Genomic DNA, 1,102 nt, shown 5'->3' with positions numbered 1-1,102 from the left:
TCGTGCGCCGCTCCTGTTCGATGGTTTGTCGGGTATCCCAGCTCAGCCAGCCCACCAGCAGCAGCATGGCCAGGCAGATTACGGCGAGAATGCCCCAGAGGCGTTGGTTCAGCGTCAGTCGCGTCATGATGTTCCTGAGTATCCGTAAGGACCGAAGATGCATCACATATCGGCAGGAAAGGGCGGGGCATGAGACTGAAACGGCTTAATTATTCGTAGCGTGCCAAGCGGCTGAAACCCGCGCCACACGCGGCGTTCGCCGCGATACGTCGCCCGGCGCGAGCAGCGCTATTGTGGCGCTTCGCCCCCCATCATCTCGACCAGCCGGTCGCGCCCGGGCAGACCCTCGATGCGATCCAGGCGCACGGTGCCGTTCTCGGTTTCGCGCTTGAACGCGCTGGTGGGGGTGGCATGAAGCCCGAGCTCGTCGAACAGCTGGTTGTTGGTGTAGACCTGCTCCTCGATCGCCACGCTCTGGGCGCTGGCGGTGATCGGTTCGCCTTCGCTGTGAGCGGCGAGCGCCTGGCCGGGGTCGTCCGCGGCGAGCAGGCTGGCGGCCAGTGCCGGGCTGTTCGGGGCGAGGATGCCGACCAGGATATGGCGAATCTGCACCTCGCCGGCCTCGACCCAGGGGCGCGTCTGGCGCCACAGCGCCTTGCAGTAGGTACAGTTCGGGTCGGTGAACATGTACACCGTGCGCGGGGCGTCGACGCTGCCATCCTGGACCCAGTGACTCTGCTCCAGGCTTTGCCAGGTCTGCGCCTCGAGCGGGGCGCGCACGTGAGTCTCGAGGGCCGCCTCGGAGAGATCCTCGCCTTGTGCATCGAACAGCGTGCCGATGATCGCGTGTTCGCCGTCCGGGGTGAGGTAGATCACCATCTCCTGGCCCGGCGCGCTGGCCCCGAAGCCGACGAGCCCGCCGGGGGCGTCGAAGCGCTCGTGAATCTCGAGGCCACGCTCGCGCAGGGCGTCGATGGGGGCGGGCAGCGGCGCGTCGGCGGCAAGGGCCGCGTTCAGGCCGGTGCTCGCAAGCGCGAGGGTCAGAAGCGATCTGGCAAGAGGCATGGCGTTTTCCGAGTGGCGGGAAGTCGAGCCCCAGTAG

Annotated in this window: 1 protein-coding gene; it reads right to left on the bottom strand. The window is 67.2% G+C overall.

What is annotated here, in order from left to right; genetic code table 11:
* Positions 1 to 288: 288 nt before the first annotated feature.
* The gene (gene dsbG, locus BIS11_RS18270; RefSeq protein WP_253419983.1) at positions 289 to 1,065 is read right to left on the bottom strand and encodes a thiol:disulfide interchange protein DsbG; all 777 of its coding nucleotides are present in this window, start codon (positions 1,063 to 1,065) and stop codon (positions 289 to 291) included.
* Positions 1,066 to 1,102 lie beyond the last annotated feature (37 nt).

Source organism: Halomonas sp. 707D4 (genome assembly GCF_024158685.1).
Classification (GTDB): Bacteria; Pseudomonadota; Gammaproteobacteria; order Pseudomonadales; family Halomonadaceae; genus Vreelandella.
Note: the sequence above shows the minus strand (reverse complement) of the source record. Positions and strands in the feature narration are given on the sequence as shown.

Bases quoted from the DNA above. Each gene is read 5' to 3' on its own strand.
- dsbG (WP_253419983.1), bottom strand. From the start codon at position 1,065: ATGCCTCTTGCCAGATCGCTTCTGACCCTCGCGCTTGCGAGCACCGGC.